Source organism: Catenuloplanes niger, assembly GCF_031458255.1.
GTDB lineage: Bacteria > Actinomycetota > Actinomycetes > Mycobacteriales > Micromonosporaceae > Catenuloplanes > Catenuloplanes niger.
In genome coordinates, this window is record NZ_JAVDYC010000001.1 from 1,133,286 (window position 1) to 1,151,781 (window position 18,496).

The window sequence follows — 18,496 nt, forward strand, 5'->3', positions numbered from 1 at the left end:
TCCACGCCGGTCCACGAGGCGTCGGATCGCGGCAGTCTGAGGTGACAACCGGTGGCGGTGGTGTGCTCGTGGGCCTGGAGGCCTCCTGCGGCGCGGAGCAGTCGCGCAGTTCGGCCCCTTCTCCAGGTTCTCGAGAGTTCCGCGGTCCCCAGCGAGAGGAATGTTGCATGGCGTCAGGAAAACGCCGATTGCTTGCGGCGGCTCTGACCGGGGCGGTGTTCGCCTCGGTGGCCACCGTGGTTGTCGTCGCGGATGCGGCCACCACCCACGACAATGCCACGAGCCGGACCGAGAGTTCCCGGGTCGACAGGGTGCCCACGCCGGTGCTGGATTGGCAGCCGTGCGAGGAGACCGCGGAATGCGCCACCGTGGCGCTGCCCCTGGATTACGACCAGCCCGGCGGAGCGACCGTCGATGTCGCACTCCTCCGGCTCAAGACCAAGGACCGGAGCCGCCGGATCGGCAGCCTGTTCGTCAACCCCGGCGGCCCGGGCCTGCCCGGCACCCGCTTCGCGCTGGAAGCCCCGGGCCATCTGAGCGCCGGGCTGCTCGAGCGTTTCGACATCGTCGGGTTCGATCCGCGCGGCGTCGGCCGGAGCACCCAGGTCCGGTGTTTCGGCTCCGTCGAGGAGCAGGCGGAGGCCTTCGCCTACCAGTCCGTCATCTTCCCGTTCGGCGCGGCGGAGGAGAGGTCGTGGGTGCGGGGCGCGAAGGCGTTCAGCCAGGCGTGCTCAGCCAACGGCAGGCCACTGGCCGGCGCGATGTCGACCGCCGAGGTCGCCCGGGACATGGACGTCCTACGCCGCGCGGTCGGTGACACGAAGCTGAGCTACCTGGGCCGCAGCTAGAGCTCACCGACGGCGACGAGACGTTCACGCTGACCTATGCCGACTTCGTCGCCTTCGCACTGGACGGGTTGCTGGCGGAGGACGTCGCCGACGTCACCCGGTTCGCGGCCGAGGTGCGGACGGCGCTCGACGGCGGCTCCACCGAGGCGATCAGCAAGCGGTTCCGGGCCATCGCGGCCGCCGCCGAGGACGAGGACACGTACGACAACAGTTTTGAGGCCCTCAGCGCGGTGACCTGCACCGACGCCCGCCACCCCGCCGGCGCCCGCCTACCCGGCCGCAGTGGCCCGGGTCGACCGGCAGGCGCCGCACTTCGGGCGGCTCTGGGGCTGGAACGAGCCGCAGTGCGGCACCGACGGCTGGACCGTGCGCGACGAGGACGCCTACACCGGGCCGTTCAACCGGAGAACCGCCGCCCCGGTCCTGGTGGTCGTTCCTGGACCCGGTGACGAACTACGACGGAGCCGTCTCGTCGAGCCGTCTACTGCCCAACTCCCGGCTGCTCTCCAGCAACAACTGGGGCCACACCGCGTACGCCACCGGAACGTGCGTCACCGAGGCGGTCGACAGCTACCTGCTGACCGGCAAGCCGCCGGCGGCGGGCACGGTCTGCACCGACGCGCCGCAACCGTTCACCGAGCCGATCGGGTCCGAGGGTGCATCGACCGCCCGGCAGCCGGGTGATCCCCGCCCGGCGACGGTCCCGTCCCCCGGTTACCGCGCCGGCTGACCCATCCGACGGGTCGGGTGGCCGAACGATCGGCCACCCGGCCCGTCTCCCCGTCGACTCCTACGAACCGGACCGGGGACACACAGCCACGACCATGGCTCACAGCTGATGCAGGATGACCTGATCTTCGATCTTCTCGTCCGCGGCCAGCAACAGTGCCTTGCTGATGATCTCGGAGAGCCGGCTGTCCCCCTCGAACGGCAGGTACAGGTCCGGTTCCGCCGCGCGTTTCGCCGATGCCGGGATGATGCACAGGTAGCGGTCGTCCGGAGCGATCAGGATGTTGCCCGAGCCGTAATGGATGCGGTACGTGTGGAGGCTTCCGCGAACCTCGAGGAACCGCTCACCGAGCGTGCACCGATCCGCGATCGCCAGTTGCGGGATCAGCCCGGCCAGCACCTCCCGGCGCATGGTCCCGGACGGCGCCAGTTCGCCGAAGCTGCTGCGCGTCCAGTACTCCCGGTACCGGCCGTGCGGCCCGCCGTCGAACCAGTCCGGGTCGCTGCCCACGCCCGCCACGGCCACGAACAGGTCGACGTCGCGCATCACCTCACTCAGCACGACGGCCGGGATCCGCTCCAACGGCACGCTCGGCAGGAACAGCAACTGATCGGTCACCATGGTGTCGAACGTGATGTCGTCGGATTCCCGCACGTCCATGCCGGCCAGGGTCAGCTCGGCGCGCAACGCCAGGTCCGGCAGCTTCAGATGCGGATGTTCCTTCGAGTACGGATCGTTGCGCCACAGCTCGTACCACCAGCCGCGCCGGGACATCACCGCGTGCAGGCGGTGCTGCAGCACGACGTGCGCGGCGAACCGGTTGGAATAGGTGCCGGTGGCCCGCTCCGCGTCGGTGAGCAGGTACTGCTCGCGGTGCGCCTGCTTGAACGGCTGGGTGATCTCGTGCCGGACCAGGAACTCCCGCCACGCCGCCACCACGGGGGCCTCCTCGACCACCGGGTGCCAGAGCCGGACCTCGGCGTCGTCCCCGGGCACCAGCGCGGTGTCGTCCACCGTGCGCAGGGTGTCACCGGCCCAGCAGACCGCGACGCCGTCCACCGTCCAGATCAGCCGGCGGGCCAGCACCCGGGCCAGCGGATGGTCCAGCAGCCGCTCCCGCCATGCTCCGGCGGTCCACCTCCGATCGCGCCGCAGCAGTCCTTCGAGCCGGTCCCGGGTGGCGATCAGGGTGGCGCCGATGTCCTTGACGGTCGCCTTCAGCTCCTTCAGCTCCTCGCCGAACTCGGCGCGCACCTGCGCCGGAACGGCCTTGACCGGCTTACCGTTCGCGTTACGCCAGGTCATCGTCGCGTTCATGCCGTGGAGCGCGACCTCGTAGGAGCAGTCACCGAGGCTGTCCGCCAGCGGCAGCCCGTACCCCGGCAGCGCCATCTCCTCGACGTCCTCCCGCGGGATGCCGAGCGCGGTCGCCCGCGCGTCCAGACCCTTCTCGATCAGCCGGAGCGTGCCCTTGTACTTCACCCGCGAAGCCAGGCGGGCCAGCTGCGCGACCGCCACCGGATGATCGGTGCCGGCGAGCACCGCGACCGCCGCGTTCGCCAGTTTCGGGCTGGCCGCCCCGTGACCGGAGATCATCGCAGTGGCGCGCTCCGCGATCCGGCCGAGGTGTCGCAGCAACTCCTCCGACGGCGGGCACAGCGCGCGTGCCCACAGCAAACCGGCCAGCAACCGTACGTTGTAGCGGTCGAAATGCCGTGGCGAGCGTGCCTTCCTCAGCGTTCTGACGCGCCCGGGCTCGCACCCGCACCCGCACCCGCCCCTGGGTCCAGGGTCGTACAGCGGCCGGGTGCGTGGCGCGCCCACCAGCTCGAGCCAGCCGTCGACCCGGGCCGCGAACTCCTCCGTGCCGACCGCGTCGAGCAGCGGTCTCACCTGCTTGCGCCAGAGGGCGGACGGGCGCGTGGAGTCCACGGCCGGCACACAGTGCGAGAGCAACGCGTGCCAGGCGGATCGGCGCTCCGCGGGCATCCCCTCGACCTCGGCGACGGCGCGTTCGGCCCACGGTTCACCCGGATTCGGAACCGGCCACCACGTCGCGTACACGTCAAGGTCGCGGTAGTCCTCGATCTGCGCCCGCCGCCGGACGGCGAGCGCCCAGGAGTGCGTTCGCCCGGCGGCATGCTCCGCCTCGACGAGTTCCCATGTCAGGCCCTCAGCGCCGTGGGAGTGGAAGCCGCCCACCGCGTCCAGCCAGGCGGTGCCGTCCACGTCGCCGCCCAGCATGTGCAAGGCTAGGTCGTCGTACGGGCCTGCGCCGTACGTCGAGAACGCCGCGGCGGTCCACTCGTCGAACAGCACCTGACGCACACCGGCCGGCTGCGTGCGCAGCACACCGATCGCCTGGGTACGCATGGCGTCCACGGCGGACGGCCATGGGCCTCGGTCGGGGCCGTAGACGGTCTCCCGCCGAGCGTCCTGCAGGGAGCGGATCATCTCCCGTGCCGCCGCCACCCGCTGGTCGTGATCCGCGTCGGATCCCTCGAGCAACGCCACGGGGGCGGCGAGTCGTTCCGCACGCTCGACGGCCGCGGGCAACGCGCGGCGCTGCTCGGGAAGAAGCGGGATCGGCGCTTGCGGATCGGCGAACGCGGCAAGGAGCGCCGCGCGCCGGTCGGCCGGCGTCCAGACGTACACCAGGGCCACCTGCCTGATGAAGCCCTGCAGCTCGTGTTCGTCCACCTCCCTGGTGGGCCAGTTCTCCAGGCTGTACCGGATCGAGCCGGCTACCCCTTGCAGGGTCAGTTCCGCGTCGAGTCCTGACTCGTCCTGCTGCGTCCCCATCAGCGACTCTCCAGCTCGTTCAATCGATCTCTTCCTCATCAATGCAATGGGTCCGCGGCGCACACCCGGTGCACGCCGGTCTCCATTCGGAGCGTGAATGTGTAGACCACGGCATGGCCGTGGCGGCGGGGGTGGAGGATTTCGCCGATCCGCGGCCAGGACCGTCCGGACAGCGGCGAATCTCCTCATCCCCCCTTGACCGGAACCGCCGGAGGCGCAAATCGCCCTGGCCAGCCGCGCAGCGCCGGCGGTAGCGGGCCGTCGCGGCGTCGATTACGGCCGGCGACTCGCGGCTCGGTCCGGACCTCGTCGAAGAAGGTGGACATCGCACGGGTCGCGGCCCTGACGAGTCTGGGTGCGACGTGGACCCGAGTCAACGAATGCCCCCGATATTGCGTCGGCAGCGCGACGCCGACGACCACATCAAGAGTGCAAAAGGCAGCCCGGCCAACGACTACCGCCACCGCGTCGACGTCGACGCGGTGGCGGTGGCGGTGGCGGTGCGGGTCTCCGGGTCAGCCGGCGGCGGGCGGGACGTGCACGAAGCTCACCTTGTTCAGCCAGCCCGGCAGGTCGCTGAGGGAGTACAGCTCACCGGACACGTCGGCGGCGATGGCGGTGGGCTGGGTGCGGAGACTGCCGATGACGGCGGAGTCGTAGCCGCCGCCGGCCCTGGGGCGCACCGCGAACACGCGGGTCGAGCAGTAGTCGCTCGCGATGTACGTACCCCGCGCCTCGGGGGTCCGGGAACCCCGGTAGACCACGCCGCCGGTCACTGAGCAGTTGTCGTTCAAGTGGTCGTACTCGAAGACCGGGTCGGTGTACCGCACGCCCGGCCGGCACTGCTCCGGGTCGAAGATCGGGGTACCCTCCCGGCAGGACCAGCCCAGGTTCGCCCCGCCCTGCCAGGGGCGGACGTGGTTGATCTCCTCGACCAGGCCCTGGCCGACGTCGCCGATCCAGAGCGAGCCGTCGACCGGGTCGACGGAGAAGCGCCACGGGTTGCGCAGTCCGTAGAGCCAGATCTCCGGCCGCGCGCCCGGCGTACGCACGAACGGGTTGTCGCCGGGAACGCAGTAGGCCTTCGCCCCGCACGCCCGGCTGACGTCGATCCGCACGATCTTGCCGAGCAGCGTGCCGAGGTCCTGACCGGCCTTGTACGGGTCGTTCGAGTGACCGCCGTCGCCGGTGGACCAGTAGAGGTAGCCGTCGCGGCCGAACGCCACCTGCCCACCGTTGTGGTTGCCGTACTCGGCATGTTCCTGGGTGAGCAGCACCTGCAACCGGTCCGGGGCACCGAGCGGCACGCGCGCGAGCGTCAGCGCGCCGGCCGGCAGGCTCGTGTAGGCCACGTAGACGATCCCGGTGCGCGCGAAGGTCGGCGCGGGGGTGATGCCGAGGAGGCCGCGCTCGTTGTTCGACGTGTCGACCCGGGCGGTCAGGTCGAGCACCGGGTCGGCGGCCAGCCCGGTGTCGGGATGGTAGGCGCGGACGGTGCCGTTCTTCTCCGCGATCAGCATCCGCCCGTCCGGCAGCCCGGTGATCGCGATCGGGCGCCGCAGGCCGGAGGCCACCTGTTCGGAGACCACGGTCAGCTCCGTGAGCGGCGCCGCACGATCGGGCGGGGCGTCGGCCGCTGCGGTGCCGGCGGCCGACGCCGAGGGCAGCACCAGCGCGGTCAGCACCAGGGCGAGCAGGCCGGACAGCACGGTGGCCGGGCGGCGACTCCGTCGTGACATGGCGGCTCCTCGATGAGTATGCAGAGGACCCCACGCTACATCGAATAACGTCTATGTCAAAGACGGGCCGGCCGCCCACCTCGGCCACACGCCCGCCCGCGAGAACGGCCGCCGTTCGCCACCATGCCGGCCCCCGTTTCCCCGTAACCCCACCGGCATGGTGGCGATGCACCGCCGCGGTGTCAGCGGTCGCGGCCGCGGACCACACGTGTGAGCACCGTGCGCTCTCCGCCGATCGTCGCGGTACTCCGATCTTGGCGCTCCCGTCGTCGGCACAACAGCGGCGCGAGGGCCATCGATCGCGGGTTTCGTGCCAATATGCGACGGTGAGCGCATTCAGTCGTGTCGTCGCCTACGCCCCACCGGGCGTGACCGGCCTGGGCCTCGGCGTGGTGACCGGGGTCTTCGCCGCGAACGGCGTCTTCGATCTCCGTCCCGGCCTTCCGGTCTTCGACCTGACGATCTGCGCCCGACGCACCGGCGTGCTGCGCACCGACAGCGGCGTACCGCTGCATATCGATCGTGACCTGGACGCGTTCGGCACCGCTGAGCTGATCATGGTGCTGCCCGGGACCGGGTTCCGCCAGGACCGCGACGACGACCTGCTGAACGCGTTGCGGGCCGCGCACCGGCGTGGAGCGATCGTGGCCGGCCACTGTGTCGGGTCGTTCCTGCTGGCCGCCGCCGGTCTCCTCGACGGGCTGGACGCGACCACCCACTGGCAGTACGCCGACGAGATGGCCGCCGCATACCCCGAGGTCACGGTCCGCCGCGACGCGCTGTACATAGATCACGGCCAGGTCTCCACCGGGGCCGGTGCCACCGCGGGCTTCGACCTGAGCCTGCACCTGCTGCGAACCCACCACGGCGCGGCGGTCGCCAACCGGATCGCCCGGAACCTGGTCACCCCACCGCACCGGGCCGGCGGCCAGGCCCAGTACCTCGACACCCCGGTACCACCCGGCGGCGACGATTCGCTCGACGAGGTGCTCGGCTGGGCCCGGGAAAACCTCCACCGGCGGCTCTCGGTGGACCAGCTCGCGGCCCGGGCGATGACCAGCCGCCGCACGTTCCTGCGCCGGTTCCGGCGGGCGACCGGAACGTCACCGCAGGCCTGGCTGACCACTCAGCGCCTGCACAACGCCGAGGAACTGCTCGAGACCACCGAGCTGCCCGTCGAGCAGATCGCCCACCGCGTCGGTTACGCCAGCGCGGCCGCCCTGCGCGACCAGTTCGTCCAGCACCGCGGCGTGCCACCGCGCGACTACCGGCACACCTTCCGCCACCACCGGCCGTAAATCCGCCGTAGCTGCCCGGACCTCTCACCGCAGCACAGAGACCGCACGTACCCGAGCGATCAGGCAGAGCTGCACGATGACGATCCTCGCCGACCGTGCCCCTCAACGGCTCACCCGATGACGGCGTCGGCACGCGGCACCGCGCCCACGTCAAGCCACCAGGAACGTACCGGCCATGAAGACGGCGAGGAACACGGCCTGCAGGGCGGCACCGATCACCAGCACGGTGCGGTCGACCGTCTGATCCGCGCCCATCCGCGCCAGGACGAAAAAGATCGCCACCGCCTCCATGACGTAGCGCGCCGACGACTGCATCGCCCGGCCCCCGACCTCGGTCGACGTCAGCATGACGAGCGTGATGCCGGCCTGCACCACCAGGTACACCTGGTCGCGCCGGAACCGGAACGGTCCGCGCACGCAGAGGATCAGCAGGATCACCGCGAGCAGGACGGTGCCGGCCTCCAGCACCGCACCCAGGGTGACCGGGTCGAGGGGACCGTGCCCGGCGATCTGCCCGACCGAGGTGAGCCACGCCCCGCCCGGCAGGGTGTAGCGGCGGCCCCACTGGTCCTGGGCGATGCTGAACTGCAGCGGATCACCCAACTCGATCAGGCAGTAGACGCTGTACGCGGCCACCCCGAGCGGCACCATGGCCAGCGACAGCACGTCGAGCCGGATCGCGCGTGGCCGCCAGCCGATCTGCCGCAGGTACTCGACCGCCAGCGGGAGGATCAGCAGCAGGCCGAACAGCCGGGTGGCCGAGGACAGGGCGCCCAACGTTCCGGCCAGCCACCAGTGCCCGCGCCGGCCCGCGTAGAGCGCCCCGATCGCCAGCAGCATGAACAGCGACTCGTTGTAGCCCAGGAACAGGAAGAACCCCATCGGGAAGAAAGCCAGGTACCAGGCGGCGCGCTGCGCGACCCGCGGCCCGAACTCGTGGTCGGCCAGCCGGTGCAGCATGACCAGGGCGCCGTACGCGGCGGCGTTCGCCACCACCAGGGCGCTGATCACGCCGTCCCCCGGCAGCACCGGGTCGAAGACACGGATCAGGACCGGGTAGAGCGGGAAGAACGCCGGGAAGCCCGGCCCGAGGTGGTAGCCGTGCTGGGCGATCGCGACGTAGTGGCCGGCATCCCAGCGGTTCCAGTCCAACAGGATCGACGACAGCGCCGGGGCCGGGGTACGGGCCCGGTAGGTCATCCACGCGAGCGCGCTCACCAGGAGGTGGACGGCGACCGCGGCCGACCACACCGCGAACGCGGCCAGCAGCGCCGCGCGCCACGGCCGGTGGACCGGCGTGACGGACCCGGACGGTACGGTGAGTTCCTCGGTGGCCGTCGCGGTCACGACGGCACCCGGACCGGCCGGCGGGTGCTCGGCGCGGCGGAGTCGAAGGTCACGACGTACGCCGGGCGGTTCTGCATCGATGTGAACACGCGCGCCACGTACTCGCCGAGCAGCCCGAGGCACAACAGTTGCAGCGCGCCGAGGAACACCAGCGCCACGAACATCGACGTCCAGCCCGGCACGACGCTCCCCCACAGGTAGGCGGCCAGGACCGCCCCGCCCATGACGAAGCAGAGCGCGATGCCCACGCAGCCCAGCCAGGTCGCGACCCGCAGTGGCGCGGCCGAGAACCCGGTGACGCTGTCGAACGCCAGCCGGGCCATCTTGGCCAGCGGATACTTGGACCGGCCGGCGGCACGCTCCGCGCGGGCGTACGGCACCTCGCCGCTCGGCAGGCCCAGCCACGGAACGAGCAGCCGGTAGACCGGCCGGTCCTCCGGCAGGTCCAGCAGGGCGTTCACGGCGTTGCGGCTGAGCATCCGGAAGTCGCCGGCGTTGTGCGGCACGGCGCTGCCGGTCAGCCGCCGCATCAGCCGGTAGTACGACTCGGCGGTCCAGCGCTTGAACAGGCTGTCGGTGCCACGATCGGCGCGTACGCCGTAGACGACGTCGAGCCCTCCGCCCTCGGCCACGGCGAGCATCCGGGCGATGACCTCCGGCGGGTCCTGCAGGTCGACGTCGATGCTCACCACGTACTCGCCGCGTGCCCGGTGCAGACCGGCGGTGAGGGCGTTCTGATGCCCGGCGTTACGGCGCAGACGGACGACCCGGAGCTGCGGCCAGCGGCGGCGCATCGTCTCCAGCACCACCGGTGTCGCGTCCCGGCTGCCGTCGTCGACGGCCACCACCTCGTACGTCACGAGCAGCCCGTCGAGCACCGGGCGCAGCCGCTCGGCGAACAACGGCAGCACGTCCTCCTCGTTGAACACGGGGACCACCACTGACAGTCTCGGGTACATCCCGCCGCACCCCTCGTCGATCGTCACCGGGACAGAGTGGCGAAACCCCCATAAGCGCCGGATAAGCGTGACCGGTGAACCGGCTCGGCCCGGTGGGACGTCCAGGAGGGCCCGGCACCGGAGATCGTGACGGTGCCGGCCTGCCGTTTACGGACGGGTCACAGATCTTGCTGGGGTAACACGCGGACGGAGTGGCATCGCGGTTCGCCCGGTGGTCGCCTACCCCGGGCGGCGGAAGGCGACCGCCAGGCGACGCTCAGGCGTTGACGGTCATTGGAAGGTCGGCGCCGTAGTGCTTGGCGTAGCCGTTCTCGACGCCCACCAGGATTTCGACGACCTCGAAGTAGTGGTCCCAGAACGGCGTCTCGCGTAACGCCTCGATGACCAGTTGGAAAGCATCGTGGTCACGGGCCTCCCAGACCCAGATGTCGGTCACGCGGGCCGTGTAGAACTCGGTGTCATAGTAGCGCCAACGTACGTCCTTGGCCTTGTCCTCGATGGCGGGCAGAACGCTTTCCCGGAAGGCGGCGACACGCTCCGGTACGGACAGTTCCAACCAGGCGCGATTGGTCTTGAGGAGGATGAACGCCGTCACGGCGGGCTCGAAGTCGGACATGGAGGATCTCCTCGCAGGGTGCTGATCGGTGGTCGCGATGCGGTGCCGCAGGCCCCGCACACAGGGCGTTCCGGCCGAGCTGAGGCCGGCCGGGTGCCAGTCAGGGGGCTCGCGCGCGGATTCCCGCAGCCGCTGTGACTATGACCAAGGCAGAGGCTGCGCACGCTGGCTGCCGTCGCCGCACTAGTCGAGGCCCTTGCGGCCGGGTGTCCAGAACGGTTTGGTGAGCACCGAGCGGCGAGACCAGCGTCGTTCGGCGACCAAGTGGGTCCGGATGGCGGCGATGGTCTTAGCCTCCCCGGCGAGGTACGCCACGCCGGGGACGGACGGGAGCGGCAGCGCGCGGACCGCTTCGAGCAGGCCGGCCGACTCCGCCGCCGGGGCGTCACCGCGGTAGGTCCAGGTGAGCTCGTCGGCCCGGGGAAAGTCGACACGCTCATCCGGGGTGGACACCTCGACAACTCCTCGCACGTCCGCGCCAGGCTTTGTCGCGCCGAGGATCGCGGCGAACGCGACCTGTGCGGTCTCCTCGCCGACGACGAGGTGGTAAGGCGCGTCCGGCTGGACCACAAGGCGACCGGAGGGACCCATGAACGTCACAGGATCGCCCGGGGCGACGGTTCGGCTCCAGTCCAGGCCGGGGGTGCTCTCGTCGCTCCGTTGGTAGATCCACAGGTCGAGCCACTGCTGGCGGAGGTTGATGTCGGCGACCGTGTAGGTGCGTAGCACCACGCCGTCCCCGCGGACCTTCACCCGGATGTGCTGCCCCGGCCTGACCTGCGTGATCTGCGGGCCGCTGAGCCGTACTCGCAGGATTCTCGGCCGAAGCCGCTCCACCTCGGTCGCGGTGACATGACGCAGCATCAGGATCCGGTCGGCGATCCCCCTCTTCGGGGACTTGGTGATCATGGGTCCGACGTTAGAGTGGCCCGGATGCGCATAGGAGACATCCAATACCCCGCACCGGACAGCTCGCCGATCCTCACGATCGAGCGCGGCTCGTCGTACGAGAACGGGCAACCAGATGTCCGCGAGACCCACACCCACGCCGGACCAGAGTTCCTGTGGACGATCACCGCGACGGTAACGGTGACGACCGAGTCCCGCGACTGGCTGTTGCCGCCCGGATACGGGATCTGGATCCCCGCCCACGTCCCGCACGCGGGCGCCGTCCGGCATCCCGGAGAGGGTGGACTCATGGCCATGAACCCCGGGCGGTGCCCCATCGCCTGGACGTCGGTCACGGGGGTACGGGTCACCCCGCTGCTGCGCGAGTTACTGGCCTACGTGCTCGATGCGGACCCGGTCGATCCAGCCCGGCCGGCCGCCGAATCGCTGATGCTCCACCTGATCACCCCGTGTCCGGCTCACGACATCGCGATCGCGATGCCAACCGACCAGCGTCTGCGGATGATCGCCGAACAGCTCCTGACGACACCGTCCGACCAGCGGGAACTGGCGGACTGGGCAGACCTCGCGCACGCCAGCGTGCGGACGCTGACGCGGCTGTTCCGTTCCGAGACCGGGCTGAGCTTCGCCGAGTGGCGCACCCGGGTGCGGATCCGCGCGGCGATCCAGAAGCTCTCGACGGGCACGCCGGTCGGGGCGACGGCGCGGCAGGTCGGCTATCGGAAGACGAGTGCGTTCATCGCGGTCTTCCAGCGGGTGACCGGCCAGACGCCCGGTACCTACCTCACCACCGAGCCCCGGCTCGGGGTGAAGCGAGACGCTGCGAAACCCTTCTCGGCATGAGCAGTGCGCAGGGGTCGGCACCACGTCGTGGAAGCCGGCCCGGTCGCCTATGCCCGCTGATCCTCCTCCCAGCCGGTGCCGCTCCCCGCGAGCTGGGGCGCCGCGCGTCGATCGGCGGCAGGTCCCGCGGTTTGTCGAGGCCACGTCTACGAGGAACAAGCGTCGGCGATCTCCTGAAATGTGCCGTCGGGCATCATGCGGTAGCGGCGAGGCGATCCCATCTGTTGCAGTAACTGCTGCATGCGGGCCTCGCGTTCGGCCTGTTCGTGGCCGGTGGGGTCAGCGACCCGGAATCCTTGCAGGGGAACCTCGTACGGGTCGACGTCGTCAGGATCCGGACGGCCTTCCAGAATGAAACCGAACAAGGCGCGTAAGGCGTCCTGACCCAACTCCAGCGGATGAAACGGCAGCGGGTACGGATCTCCGGAGAGCGTCGACTCGACCGGCCGCTCGCCCGCCCAGTACGGATGCTCGAAGTCGTATGGTGCGCCGATGTTCTCCCCGATGCCGCCGTCCGGGGAAACGGTGAGCGAGCGGACCAGAGAACCGCTCTCCCACACCGCAAAGCACAGCCAGTCAGAGGCCGAGTGCATCCCGTGCATGATGATGCGCCGGTCGCCTGCGGCACGAAGCAGACGGGCGGGTAGCTGCGACGGTGGGGTCGGCTCGCACCGCTCCCCGGAGAGCGGGGCGCAGATCGCCTCCCGTGAAAGCGAGCAGTGCAGTCTTCGCGCCCATGGGACCTCCTTCTCCAGCGGGGATGATCACGCAGACTACGGCCGACCGATTCTTGCGACCGTCTCGGCAGGTGGCGACAGCAACGTGGTGCCGAGAGTCGCGAACATCCGGCGCCCATGAACTCGCGAACGAAACCAGTTGTCCGCGCGTGCGAACGCCAGCAGGTCGTAGGTGGGAATGAGGTCCTCGAACACGGCGACCGGGCGTGCTTGCCGTGGCGCCGTGGCAACGGCGGCACGGCAAGCACGCCTCGGATCGGCAGTGCGATACCGGCATCGATAGCCGGCATCCGGCTACGGCGCGCTCAGCGCCTCTGTCGGTGGCAGGCGGGCTGCGCGCACCGCGGGGTAGAGGCCGGCCACGCCGCCGATCAGCACGGTGACCGCGAAACCGGCGGCGTGCGCCCAGGCGGGCACGGCCGGGGGCCAGCCCCGGGACCAGGCGTACGCCCCGGTCACCGCCGCGCCCAGGAGTAGACCGGTCGCGCCGCCGAGCGCGGACAGCAGCAGCGATTCCGCGAGGAACTGGGTGCGGATCTGCGCTCTGGTGGCGCCGAGTGCGCGGCGCAGCCCGACCTCGGCCCTGCGTTCGAGCACCGACACGATCATCGTGTTGGCCACGCCGACGCCGCCGACCAGCAGCGCGACCGCGCCGAGCCCGAGCAGCAGCCCGGTCAGCGCACGATCGGTGACCGCCTGGGCGAGGAGCGCGTCGGACGGCCGTTCGACCAGGACCTCGTTGGGGTGGGCCGGGGCGACCGCGCGGGCGAGCAGCGTCCGTACGTCGGTGACCCGGTCCGGGTCGGTACGGACGTAGACCGTGCCGATGCCTCCGTCGAAGCCGAGCAGTGTCTCGGCGGCCGACCAGCCGACCAGGACCGCGGTGTCCAGCTCCGGCGCGAGCCGGATCGGCTGGAGCACGCCGACCACGACGAACCATCGGTTGCCGAGCCAGAGCCGCACGTCGGTGTCGACCCGGTGCACGCCGAGCAGCCGGGCGGCCTCCGCGCCGAGCACGACCGCCGGGCCGCGTAGCGTCACCTGGTTGAGCCAGGAGCCGTAGGCGAGCGCGCCGCCGACGGGCCCGAGCAGGTCGGTGCGGGCGGCGCGTACCCCGAGGCCGTTGGTCTCCCCCACCGGCATCAGGTCGGAGCGGTAGACGGCCACGTCCACCGGCCCGGTCGCGGACGCCCCGGTGACACCGTCGATCCGGCCGGCCATCTCGACCGCCTCGTCCGGCAGTCGCGCGGCCTCGCCGCCGAACGTCTGGCCCGGCGCGGCCGTGAGCAGGTTCGTGCCGATCGCGGCCAGCTCCCGCTCCACGCCGGCGCGGCTCGACGCGGAGATACCGACCACGGCCACCATGGCGGCGACCCCGATCGCGATGCCGGCCGCGGCCAGGCATGCGCGCAGCGGGCGGGTGACGAGCCCGGCCGCGCCCACCCGGGCCACGTCCGGCAGGGACATCCGGGCCGGTTTCACGTGGTCACCCGCCCGTCCCGCATCGCGATCACCCGGGGGAGGCCGGCGGCCAGCTCCCGGTCGTGCGTGATGATCACGACGGTGGTGCCGGTATCGTGCAGCGCCCGCAGCAGCCGCAGCACCTCCGCGCCGGACGCGGTGTCCAGGTTGCCGGTCGGCTCGTCCGCCAGGAGCAGCGAGGGGTGGCCGGCGACCGCGCGCGCGATCGCCACCCGCTGCCGTTCGCCGCCGGACAGCTCGTGCGGCCGGTGCGTCAGCCGGTGTGCGAGGCCGACGTCGCCGAGTGCCCCGGCCGCCCGTGCCTGCCGTTCCCGCCGGGGCAGGCCCGTGTAGAGCAGACCGTCCGCCACGTTGTCCCGCACGCTGACGCCCGGCGCGAGATGGAACTGCTGGAACACGAACCCGATCCGCTGTGCGCGCAGCGCGGACAGCTGCCGGTCGGACAGTGCGGACACCTCATGGCCGGCGACGTGCACGCTGCCGCTGGTGGGCCGGTCGAGTGTGCCGGCCAGATGCAGCATGGTGGACTTGCCGGACCCGGACGGGCCGACGATCGCGGTCAGCTCGCCGGGCTCGACGCGGACCGTCACACCGGCCAGGGCGGTGACGGCACCGTAGGACTTCACCACGTCACGCAGCTCGATCATCGCGGTGCTCATGACGCCGGCACGCTGACCCGCATGCCCGCGGCGAGCCCGGCCGCGCGGATCTCCACCTTGCCGTCCGTGAACAGCCCCACCTCGACCGGCACGAGCGTGACCGTGTCCCCGTCGACGACTTCCACGCCGTAGCGGTCACCGTCCAGCGCCAGCAGTGCGACGACCGGCACGGCGAGCACGTCACGGCGCTCCTGGACGACCAGCCGCACATCGGCCGGATCGCCCTCCGGCGTGTCCAGCGCCTTGGGGTCGGTGGCCTTCACGGTGACCGTCGCGTCCTTTCCGGCCTCGGCGGGCTTCTCCACCGCGGCCACGGTGCCGGCTATCTCCCGGCCGTCCGCGAGGACCACGGTGGCCGGGCCGCCGACCGGGGCCAGCCGCTGGTGCTTGGGGTCCATCGGGAAAGTCACCCGCCGCTCGGTGCTGGTCGCCTCGTACAGTGGGGCCGGCCCGGCCTGCTCGCCGACACGGACCCGGTGTTCGCCCACCCGTACCTCCCCGGTGGTGAAGATGACGTGGCCGAGCGGCACCGTGCCGGTCTGCGCGACGCCCAGCCGCTTCTGCCAGGACCTGACCGCCTCGGCGGTCGAGTACCGGTACACGCCGTCCGCGGTGAAACCGGTGTAGCCGAGCCCGGTCAGCGCGCGTTCCAGCTGCCGGACGTCGGGGCCGCTGATCCCGGGGACCATCGCCCGGAACGCGGGCGTATCACCGGCGAGCAGGATCACCGGCACGTCATCGACCCGGTAGGCCTCGTCACCGGCCTTCAGGACCGCACCGACCTTCGGCAGTGAGGTCACGGTGCCGGTCAGCCGGCCGAGCAGGGGCGGCGCCTCGGCGTACCGGATCCGGCCCTTGAACGTCTGTCCCTCGACCAGCGTCGTGAGCCGGACCTCGGTCGTCGCCCGCGGCGCCGCCGGCGTCTCGCGCGGCTGCGTGGTGCGGACATAGCGCACCACACCCGTACCGGCACCCACCAGGATGCCGGTCACCAGGATCCACCGCCGGGTGCGGCTCATTTGCCGGGCACCGCGCGGACCGCACCGGCCGGTGCGCCACACGCCTCGCTGGCCGTGGTGAACCGCTCCATCGCATCCTCGTACCCGGGGTCCTCCGGCTCCGGCATGTCGAAGTCACCGGGACGGCCCTCCGCGTCCGGGTCGGGGTAGTCCTCGATGCCGTGCTCGCGCATGCACGCCGCGAACGTCAGCGCCTCCGCACGCTCCTGTTCGGACATCGGCTCCGCCTCGCCGCCGTTCGGCAGCAGTGGCCGGCACTTCTCCACCGCGGCGTTGAACTCGGGATCATCCGGGCTCGCCGGTTGCGCCGCGACCACGCCGCCCTTCCCGGCCGGCTTCGGATCCTCGTACTCGGTCACGCCGTTGTCCCGCATGCACTGCGCGAATGCCAGTTGCTTCTCATGGTCACCGTCGGCGGCTTCGTCCGGGCCACCGCCACAACCGCTCAGGACAACAGTCAGAAGCAGCAGCGGTACGGCGAGGTGTCGTCTTCTCATGACCGCCACCGTGCCGGGCCGGATGTGACATCCCGGTGTCCCACCGGCTCACACGGACGCCACATCACCGGAGGAGAATCAGCCACCATGCGGGTGCTGGTGGTGGAGGACGACGAGACGTTGGCGGAGATCATCGCGGAAGGGCTGCGTGAGCACGATCTCGTGGTCGACGTGACCCGCGACGGCGCCGAGGCGCTGGAACGCGCCGGACAGATCGCACCGGACGTCATCGTGCTCGACCGGGACCTGCCGATCCTGCACGGCGACGACGTGTGCCGGGCCCTGGTCCGTGCGGGCTCCCCGGCCCGGGTGCTGATGCTGACCGCGGACGGCGCGGTGGAGAGCAGGGTCGAGGGTCTGTCCATCGGCGCCGACGACTACCTGCCGAAACCGTTCGCGTTCATCGAACTGGTCGCGCGCGTCACCGCGCTCGGCCGGCGTACCCCGCCACGCCGCCCGACCGTGCTGCGCCGGGCCGGGATCACCATGGACGTCGGCCGGCACGAGGTGCGCCGCGGTGAGCGGTCCCTGCACCTGACCCGCAAGGAGTTCGGCGTGCTCGCCGCGCTGTTGTGGGCCGAGGGTGAGCTGGTCAGCGCGGAACGGCTGCTCGACACCGTGTGGGACGAGCACACCGACCCGTTCACCGGCGCGGTACGGACCACGCTGAAGACCCTGCGGCAGAAGCTCGGCGATCCCGACCCGATCGTGACCGTCATCGGCCGTGGCTACCGGCTGCCGTGACCGTGCGCCCGTACCGGCTCTCCATCCGCACCCGGCTGACGCTCGCCTACGCGGCCGTCTCCGCGATCACCGGCGGTGTCCTGCTGTCCGTGGTCCACCTTCTCGCCCGGCGCTCGCTGTTCTCCGCCGACGCGGACCTGGTCTCGACGGTCGGCGCGATCGCCGCGACGCCGGCCGTCGCGCCGTCCGCCACCCGCGTGTCGGACCTCCCGCCGCCGGACACCGCCGGCCAGGTGGACGTGGCCTGGGCACCGCACGTCTACGAGGCCATCGACCGTGCCCGCGAGGAGGCACTACGGTCGATCCTGCTGCAGTCCGGCATCGTCTTCGCCATCAGCGTGGTCGTCGCGCTGCTGCTGTGCTGGATCGTCGCGAGCCGCGCCCTGCGCCCGTTGCGGACCATCACCGAGGTCGCCGACCGGCTGTCGCACGAGACGCTCGAGGAGCGCATCACGGCGTCCGGCCCGCGCGATGAACTGTCCACGCTGGCCGAGACGTTCAACACGATGCTCGACCGACTCGGCGCGGCCTTCCAGGCCCAGCAACTCTTCGCCGCGAATGCCTCACACGAGCTGCGGACGCCCCTGACCATCATCCAGGCCGCCGCGGAACGCGCGCTGTCCCGGCCGCATCGCTCCGAGGACGAGTACCGCGCGACCCTGACCACCGTCGTCTCCGCCGCGCACCGCAGCGAACGCCTGCTCTCCAGCCTGCTGACGCTCGCCCGCCTCCGGCAGCCTCCCGCTCCCCGCCGCCTCGACCTGGCCGACACCGCCGCCGAGCTCATCCGCGCGGCGGGCCTCCCCGTGATCCACGCGGAGCTCGCCCCGGCCACCACGACCGCCGACCCGGTCCTGATCGGCCTGGCCGTCCGCAACCTGGTGGAGAACGCGGTCCGGCACAACATCCCCGGCGGCACCGTCTGGCTCTCCACCCGCACCGTCGGCGGTGCCGCCGTCCTCGAGATCGCCAACACCGGACCGGTCGTTCCCGCCGACATCATTCCCACGCTCCGGCAGGCGTTTCAGCGCGGCGGACGGCACACACGCGGCGCCGAGGGATCCGGCCTGGGGCTGGCCATCGTCGACGCCGTCGTCAGCGCGCACGACGGCGCATGGTCCGCCGCTCCGCGTGCCGGCGGCGGCCTCGTCGTGGCAGTGCGTCTGCCCGGTTGCCCTGGCGCACCGGCCGACGACCCGCCGGCGCGATGACGGTCGGCCACGGCTGTTCCAGGCCGTCGCGCCCCCGCCCGGCACGTGTCGCCTGT

General features: G+C 71.4%; 18 protein-coding genes. 7 read left to right on the forward strand and 11 right to left on the reverse strand.

The features are described from left to right. Positions 1-167: 167 nt before the first annotated feature. The 3 genes from J2S44_RS04980 to J2S44_RS04990 all read left to right on the forward strand — a co-directional run bounded on the left by J2S44_RS04980 (position 168) and on the right by J2S44_RS04990 (position 1,578). The gene (locus J2S44_RS04980) at positions 168-848 is read left to right on the forward strand and encodes an alpha/beta fold hydrolase (RefSeq protein WP_310409393.1); all 681 of its coding nucleotides are present in this window, start codon (positions 168-170) and stop codon (positions 846-848) included. 68 nt (positions 849-916) lie between these two features. After that, entirely contained in the window at positions 917-1,297 is a 381-nt protein-coding gene (locus J2S44_RS04985; RefSeq protein ID WP_310409395.1) for a hypothetical protein, read from the forward strand. After that, entirely contained in the window at positions 1,294-1,578 is a 285-nt protein-coding gene (locus J2S44_RS04990; RefSeq protein WP_310409396.1) for an alpha/beta hydrolase, read from the forward strand. The genes J2S44_RS04985 and J2S44_RS04990 overlap by 4 nt, the downstream gene beginning before the upstream one ends. A gap of 99 nt (positions 1,579-1,677) precedes the next feature. Here the strand turns inward: J2S44_RS04990 and J2S44_RS04995 are convergent, their stop codons facing one another. Continuing rightward, complete coding sequence (locus J2S44_RS04995; RefSeq protein WP_310409398.1) at positions 1,678-4,380, reverse strand: DUF4132 domain-containing protein; 2,703 nt, start codon at positions 4,378-4,380, stop codon at positions 1,678-1,680. Between the two features lie 515 nt (positions 4,381-4,895). Further along, a complete protein-coding gene (locus J2S44_RS05000; protein WP_310409400.1) occupies positions 4,896-6,119 on the reverse strand; it encodes a PQQ-dependent sugar dehydrogenase in 1,224 nt (407 codons plus the stop codon). 326 nt (positions 6,120-6,445) lie between these two features. Here J2S44_RS05000 and J2S44_RS05005 point away from each other — a divergent pair, with 326 nt between their 5' ends. Continuing rightward, entirely contained in the window at positions 6,446-7,417 is a 972-nt protein-coding gene (locus J2S44_RS05005) for a GlxA family transcriptional regulator (RefSeq protein ID WP_310409402.1), read from the forward strand. 150 nt (positions 7,418-7,567) lie between these two features. Here the strand turns inward: J2S44_RS05005 and J2S44_RS05010 are convergent, their stop codons facing one another. From J2S44_RS05010 to J2S44_RS05025, 4 genes are all read right to left on the reverse strand, one after another. Further along, entirely contained in the window at positions 7,568-8,764 is a 1,197-nt protein-coding gene (locus tag J2S44_RS05010; RefSeq protein ID WP_310409403.1) for a mannosyltransferase family protein, read from the reverse strand. Continuing rightward, positions 8,761-9,750 carry a glycosyltransferase family 2 protein gene (locus tag J2S44_RS05015; protein ID WP_310409405.1) on the reverse strand — a complete coding sequence of 330 codons (990 nt, stop codon included), beginning with the start codon at positions 9,748-9,750 and terminating at the stop codon, positions 8,761-8,763. The genes J2S44_RS05010 and J2S44_RS05015 overlap by 4 nt, the downstream gene beginning before the upstream one ends. A 229-nt stretch (positions 9,751-9,979) precedes the next feature. Continuing rightward, positions 9,980-10,339 carry a darcynin family protein gene (locus tag J2S44_RS05020; RefSeq protein WP_310409407.1) on the reverse strand — a complete coding sequence of 120 codons (360 nt, stop codon included), beginning with the start codon at positions 10,337-10,339 and terminating at the stop codon, positions 9,980-9,982. 183 nt (positions 10,340-10,522) lie between these two features. Next, positions 10,523-11,248, reverse strand: a complete 726-nt coding sequence (locus J2S44_RS05025; RefSeq protein ID WP_310409409.1) for a siderophore-interacting protein — start codon at positions 11,246-11,248, stop codon at positions 10,523-10,525. 24 nt (positions 11,249-11,272) lie between these two features. On the opposite strand from J2S44_RS05025, the gene J2S44_RS05030 reads away from it, so the two are divergent. Beyond that, on the forward strand, positions 11,273-12,091 hold the full coding sequence (locus tag J2S44_RS05030; RefSeq protein WP_310409411.1) for a helix-turn-helix transcriptional regulator: 819 nt from the start codon (positions 11,273-11,275) through the stop codon (positions 12,089-12,091). A 146-nt stretch (positions 12,092-12,237) separates the two neighbouring features. Here J2S44_RS05030 and J2S44_RS05035 read toward each other — a convergent pair whose 3' ends face one another. The 5 genes from J2S44_RS05035 to J2S44_RS05055 form a co-directional block, all read right to left on the reverse strand. Beyond that, positions 12,238-12,846, reverse strand: a complete 609-nt coding sequence (locus J2S44_RS05035; RefSeq protein ID WP_445343969.1) for a DUF6928 family protein — start codon at positions 12,844-12,846, stop codon at positions 12,238-12,240. A 276-nt stretch (positions 12,847-13,122) separates the two neighbouring features. Continuing rightward, positions 13,123-14,295 (reverse strand): ABC transporter permease, encoded by a 1,173-nt coding sequence (locus tag J2S44_RS05040; protein WP_310429478.1) that lies wholly within the window; start codon positions 14,293-14,295, stop codon positions 13,123-13,125. Between the two features lie 11 nt (positions 14,296-14,306). Then, positions 14,307-14,957, reverse strand: coding sequence for an ABC transporter ATP-binding protein (locus J2S44_RS05045; RefSeq protein WP_310429480.1), 651 nt, complete (start codon positions 14,955-14,957; stop codon positions 14,307-14,309). 8 nt (positions 14,958-14,965) lie between these two features. Continuing rightward, positions 14,966-15,988: a peptidoglycan-binding protein gene (locus tag J2S44_RS05050; protein ID WP_310409415.1), complete on the reverse strand. Its 1,023-nt coding sequence runs from the start codon at positions 15,986-15,988 to the stop codon at positions 14,966-14,968. Further along, positions 15,985-16,485, reverse strand: coding sequence for a hypothetical protein (locus J2S44_RS05055; protein ID WP_310409417.1), 501 nt, complete (start codon positions 16,483-16,485; stop codon positions 15,985-15,987). Before J2S44_RS05055 ends, J2S44_RS05050 begins: the two co-directional genes overlap by 4 nt. Positions 16,486-16,572: 87 nt before the next feature. Between J2S44_RS05055 and J2S44_RS05060 the strand changes: the two genes are divergently transcribed. Both J2S44_RS05060 and J2S44_RS05065 read left to right on the forward strand, forming a co-directional pair. Further along, positions 16,573-17,229, forward strand: coding sequence for a response regulator transcription factor (locus J2S44_RS05060; protein ID WP_310409419.1), 657 nt, complete (start codon positions 16,573-16,575; stop codon positions 17,227-17,229). After that, positions 17,226-18,440: a HAMP domain-containing sensor histidine kinase gene (locus tag J2S44_RS05065; RefSeq protein ID WP_310409421.1), complete on the forward strand. Its 1,215-nt coding sequence runs from the start codon at positions 17,226-17,228 to the stop codon at positions 18,438-18,440. Before J2S44_RS05060 ends, J2S44_RS05065 begins: the two co-directional genes overlap by 4 nt. Positions 18,441-18,496: the final 56 nt, after the last annotated feature.

Excerpts from the sequence above, each read along its gene's own strand:
- J2S44_RS05025 (WP_310409409.1), bottom strand. The coding sequence starts at position 11,248 with ATGATCACCAAGTCCCCGAAGAGGGGGATCGCCGACCGGATCCTGATG.
- J2S44_RS05060 (WP_310409419.1), top strand. The coding sequence starts at position 16,573 with ATGCGGGTGCTGGTGGTGGAGGACGACGAGACGTTGGCGGAGATCATC.
- J2S44_RS05030 (WP_310409411.1), top strand. The coding sequence starts at position 11,273 with ATGCGCATAGGAGACATCCAATACCCCGCACCGGACAGCTCGCCGATC.
- J2S44_RS05020 (WP_310409407.1), bottom strand. The coding sequence starts at position 10,339 with ATGTCCGACTTCGAGCCCGCCGTGACGGCGTTCATCCTCCTCAAGACC.
- J2S44_RS04995 (WP_310409398.1), bottom strand. The coding sequence starts at position 4,380 with ATGGGGACGCAGCAGGACGAGTCAGGACTCGACGCGGAACTGACCCTG.
- J2S44_RS05055 (WP_310409417.1), bottom strand. The coding sequence starts at position 16,485 with ATGAGAAGACGACACCTCGCCGTACCGCTGCTGCTTCTGACTGTTGTC.
- J2S44_RS05040 (WP_310429478.1), bottom strand. The coding sequence starts at position 14,295 with ATGTCCCTGCCGGACGTGGCCCGGGTGGGCGCGGCCGGGCTCGTCACC.
- J2S44_RS05050 (WP_310409415.1), bottom strand. The coding sequence starts at position 15,988 with ATGAGCCGCACCCGGCGGTGGATCCTGGTGACCGGCATCCTGGTGGGT.
- J2S44_RS05000 (WP_310409400.1), bottom strand. The coding sequence starts at position 6,119 with ATGTCACGACGGAGTCGCCGCCCGGCCACCGTGCTGTCCGGCCTGCTC.
- J2S44_RS05045 (WP_310429480.1), bottom strand. The coding sequence starts at position 14,957 with ATGATCGAGCTGCGTGACGTGGTGAAGTCCTACGGTGCCGTCACCGCC.
- J2S44_RS04980 (WP_310409393.1), top strand. The coding sequence starts at position 168 with ATGGCGTCAGGAAAACGCCGATTGCTTGCGGCGGCTCTGACCGGGGCG.